The organism is Kitasatospora sp. NPDC059803 (assembly GCF_042732255.1).
In the GTDB taxonomy this organism is placed as follows: domain Bacteria; phylum Actinomycetota; class Actinomycetes; order Streptomycetales; family Streptomycetaceae; genus Kitasatospora.
This window is the reverse complement of sequence record NZ_JBHWIJ010000474.1, coordinates 1-3,919: the sequence shown is the minus strand read 5'-3', so window position 1 is coordinate 3,919 and position 3,919 is coordinate 1. Positions and strand designations below refer to the sequence as shown.

The 3,919-nt window shown below is 72.1% G+C and carries 3 protein-coding genes; 2 read left to right on the top strand and 1 reads right to left on the bottom strand.

Annotated features, from left to right (window positions below):
- Positions 1-122: 122 nt before the first annotated feature.
- Positions 123-1,670 carry an MFS transporter gene (locus tag ACFV6I_RS38290; protein WP_380336374.1) on the bottom strand — a complete coding sequence of 516 codons (1,548 nt, stop codon included), beginning with the start codon at positions 1,668-1,670 and terminating at the stop codon, positions 123-125.
- An 847-nt stretch (positions 1,671-2,517) separates the two neighbouring features.
- Here ACFV6I_RS38290 and ACFV6I_RS38285 point away from each other — a divergent pair.
- Both ACFV6I_RS38285 and ACFV6I_RS38280 read left to right on the top strand, forming a co-directional pair.
- Positions 2,518-3,216 (top strand): ribonuclease HII, encoded by a 699-nt coding sequence (locus tag ACFV6I_RS38285; protein WP_063349349.1) that lies wholly within the window; start codon positions 2,518-2,520, stop codon positions 3,214-3,216.
- 99 nt (positions 3,217-3,315) lie between these two features.
- The coding region (locus ACFV6I_RS38280; RefSeq protein WP_380430771.1) for a hypothetical protein at positions 3,316-3,919 on the top strand (604 nt) is incomplete at its 3' end.

Below are 3,919 nucleotides of genomic sequence, written 5' to 3'. Positions count from 1 at the left end.
ACTGGGTCGCATGGCCCGCATAGTGGCTGCGCTGGGTCGCATGGCCCGCATAGTGGCTGCGCGGGGCCGCCCCCCCCCCGCCCCGGTGTGGTGCGCTGTGGTGCGGTGTGCCCTGGTCGGGCTCAGTGCATCGCGACGCCGGAGGCCCCGCTCGGCAGGTCGCTGGCCTTGGCCTTGATCACGAAGACCGAGACCACCAGCGCCAGCCCGGCGAGCACGGCACCCACGATGAAGCCGTGCGAAATCCCCTGGGTGAGGACCGAGTTGGCGGCGTCGGTGCCCTTCGGGAACTCGTGGTGCTGCTGGAGGTAGGCCAGCTGGTCCGGAGTGGCCGACTGGAGGAACTTCGGCTGCTGGAGCTTGCCCTCGGCGGTGGCGTAGTGCGCGAAGACCGTGGTCAGGATCGAGAGGCCGAGCGAACCGCCGATCTGCTGCATGGAGTTCAGCAGGCCGGATGCGGCGCCGGTCTCCTGACCGGGGACGCCCGCGACCGCGAGCAGCATCACCGGGACGAAGATCAGGCCCATGCCGAAGCCGAAGATGACCGTGGGGCCGAGCACCCCGTCTAGGTAGCCGCTGTCCTTGCTCATCTGGGTCAGCCAGGTGAGGCCGACGGTGACCAGCAGGGCGCCGCCCGCCATGAACGGCTTCGGGCCGTACTTGGCCTGGAGGCTGGAGGCGAGCTGCGCGGCGATGATGATCGACACGCTGATCGGCAGGAAGGACACGCCGGCCTTCAGCGGGCTGTAGCCGAGCGGGCCCTGCACGAAGAGCGTGATGTAGAAGAAGATGCCGAACATGGCCGCGGCCAGGCAGAGCATCATCACCAGGCCGCCGGTGCGGTTGCGGTTGGCGAGCAGGTGCAGCGGGGTGATCGGCTGGTCGGTGCGGTTCTCGATCACGACGAACGCGGCGAGCAGCAGCACGCCGCCCGCGAAGGAGCCGAGCGTGATGCTGTCCGACCAGCCGTCCGAGGCGGCACGGATGAACCCGTAGACCAGGCCGACCAGGCCGAGTGTCGAGGTGAGTGCGCCCGGCAGGTCGAAGCGGCCCGCGTGGCGCTCGGACTCGGCGATGTAGCGCGGTGCGGCGAGCGCGATCAGCGCCGCGATCGGCACGTTGACGAAGAAGACCCAGCGCCAGTCCAGGTACTCGGTGAGCAGACCGCCGGCCAGCAGGCCGATCGCGGCACCGGACCCGGCCACCGCCGAGAAGACGCCGAACGCCTTGTTGCGTTCCGGCCCTTCCTCGAAGTTGGTGGCGATCAGGGCGAATGCCGTCGGTGAGCAGATCGCGCCGCCGATGCCCTGGAGCGCGCGGGCGGCCAGCAGCATCCCGCCGTCCTGGGCGAAGCCGCCCAGCAGGGAGGCGAAGCCGAACAGCAAGGTCCCGAAGATGAACACCCGGCGGCGGCCGAGGATGTCGCCCGCGCGCCCGCCGAGCAGCAGCAGCCCGCCGAAGGTCAGCGTGTAGGCGTTGATGACCCACGACAGGTTGGTGGTCGAGAAGTTCAGCGCGTCCCTGATCTGCGGCAACGCGATGTTCACGATGGTGGCGTCGAGCACCACCATCAACTGCGTGGCCGCGATGACGGTCAGGGTGATGCCCTTGCCCCGGCCCTGGCTGCTCTGTGGTGGTGAGTTCTTGCTGATCGTGTCGGAGATAGCCACGATTGTGCCCCCTGCTGGCTATGTGCCTGGCTGCGTGCTTCGTATGCTGCGGACCGACTGGTCCGGCGTGAGCCCACGGTCTGGCGCGGGCTAGGAAGGAACGGGATCGTTCACTAATGTGGACGATATCCTGGGCCTGATTGTGAACGCAAGCGTTCCCTAAGGATGGTGGCGATGGATCGGTTGGTGCGGCGTCTGACGGCGGACCGGGCGACCGGTCGGGCGGGCGCCCGACCGCTTGAGGCGGCGGACGCGCCCCCGTCACCCGCGGCGCCATCGGGGGCGGCGCCCGAACCGGCGGCTCACTGCCCGATGCGGGTCGCCCGTGAGGCCCTCACGCGGCCGGTGCGGCGCCGGGGGAAGGAGTTGGAGAACGCGATCTTCGAGGCCACGATCGACCAGCTCACCTCCGGCGGATACGCGCGGCTGACGATGGAAGGCGTCGCCGGCGCGGCGCGGACCGCGGCGACGTCCGGCCCGGCGCGGCCACCGCGCTGGTCGCGGACGTCGTCCCGGCGATGCTGCTCTACCAGGTGAAGATCTGCGGCCGGGAGAACATGGGGCCGGGCTTCGGGGCCCGGCTGATGGACGAGGTGCTGTACCCGCTGATCCGCGCCTGAGGGCGGCTGCGGCCGCGGCTCCGCGGGCGGGGCTGCCGGCCGGTTGGCGCCGACGGTTGGCGCCGAGCGGTTCGGGCGGGCGGCCGGGGTGAGCGGTTCGGGCGGGCGGCCTGGTGGGCGGGCCGGTGGGCGGGCCGCCGGCGGTCGGCCCGGGCGGCTGAGCGGAGGGGCTTAGGCTGGATGCTGCCCAGCTGAACGGGCTGCCCCTTCGCCGAACGGAATTCGCGATGCCCATCGTCCCGCCGACGCACTCCGTCGAGCGCTCGCTCCGCCGCGCCGGCGCCAAGATCGTCGTCGGCCTGGACGAGGTCGGGCGCGGCGCCTGGGCCGGCCCGGTCACCGTGGGCGCGGCCGTCACCGGTCTGCGCAAGGCCCCGGAGGGGCTGACCGACTCCAAGCTGCTCACCGAACTGCGCCGCCGCGCGCTCGCCCCGGTCCTCGCCGACTGGGTCACCGCCTACGCGCTCGGCCATGCCTCGCCGCAGGAGTGCGACGAGCTCGGCATGACGGCGGCGCTGCGGCTGGCCGCCGTCCGCGCGCTGGAGGCGCTGCCGGTCGAGCCCGACGCGGTGATCCTGGACGGCAAGCACGACTACCTGGGCGGCCCCTGGCAGGTGCGCACGGTGATCAAGGGTGACCAGTCCTGCATCTGCGTCTCCGCCGCCTCGGTGCTCGCCAAGGTCCACCGCGACGGGCTGATGGCCGAACTCGGCGAGGAATGCCCGGAATACGGCTTCGCGGACAACGCCGGCTACCCGTCCCCGGTGCACCGCGCCGCGCTGGAGGAGTTCGGCCCCACCGGGCATCACCGGCTCTCCTGGGCATACCTGGACGCGCTGCCGAAGTGGCGGCACCTGAAGCGCGTCCGTGACGTCGCGGGTGCGGCCGAAGGCTCCGCCGACGAACAGTTGACGCTCGGTTTCTGACGGTCCGTCTGGAATTGCCTGGGTGGGGCGGTGGATGTGCGGTGCCCAATGGGTGGGGTGCGCGTGCGTGTTCGAGCGGCATTTGATAGATATCCGGGTATGCCTGTCTTCCCCGAGGAGTCGGAGATTCACGAGAGCCTCCCGGGCCCCGGCGTTCCCTTCCCCCGCGAGTCGGACGCACAAGCCCTCCGCGCGCCTGCCAACGGCGGCGCTTCTTCCACCGCACCCACCACCGTCGCCGCCGTTCCGGTGCCCGGCCCCCGTCCGGCACCGCCGCGCCCGACACCCCCGCGCGCCGACCGCTCCGGTCCGCCGCGACTGATCCCCAAGCCCCCGCCGGCGCAGCGCCGTTCGGGCGGCGCCGAACCGCAGGTCGAGATCCAGCGCGTCGCCGCCACCCCGGCGCAGGCGCTGGAACACGCGGACGACGCGGTCGACCGACTGCTGGACGCCGGCCGCAACCCGGGCGACATCCTGGTGCTGACGGTCGGCGAGGCGCACCCCTGGCAGCAGCACGAACTCTCCTTCGGCGAGGAGCGCTACTGGGCGCAGCTCGCCGAGGGCGGGGACGTGTTCTACGCGGACGTCGCGCTGACCCGCCCGGTGCGCCGGGAGGTGGTCGTCCTGGTGGTCAACGGCGGGACGGCCGCCCGGGCCGCCGAGGCCCACGCCAAGGCGCTCGGCCACACGGCCGCGCTGCTCG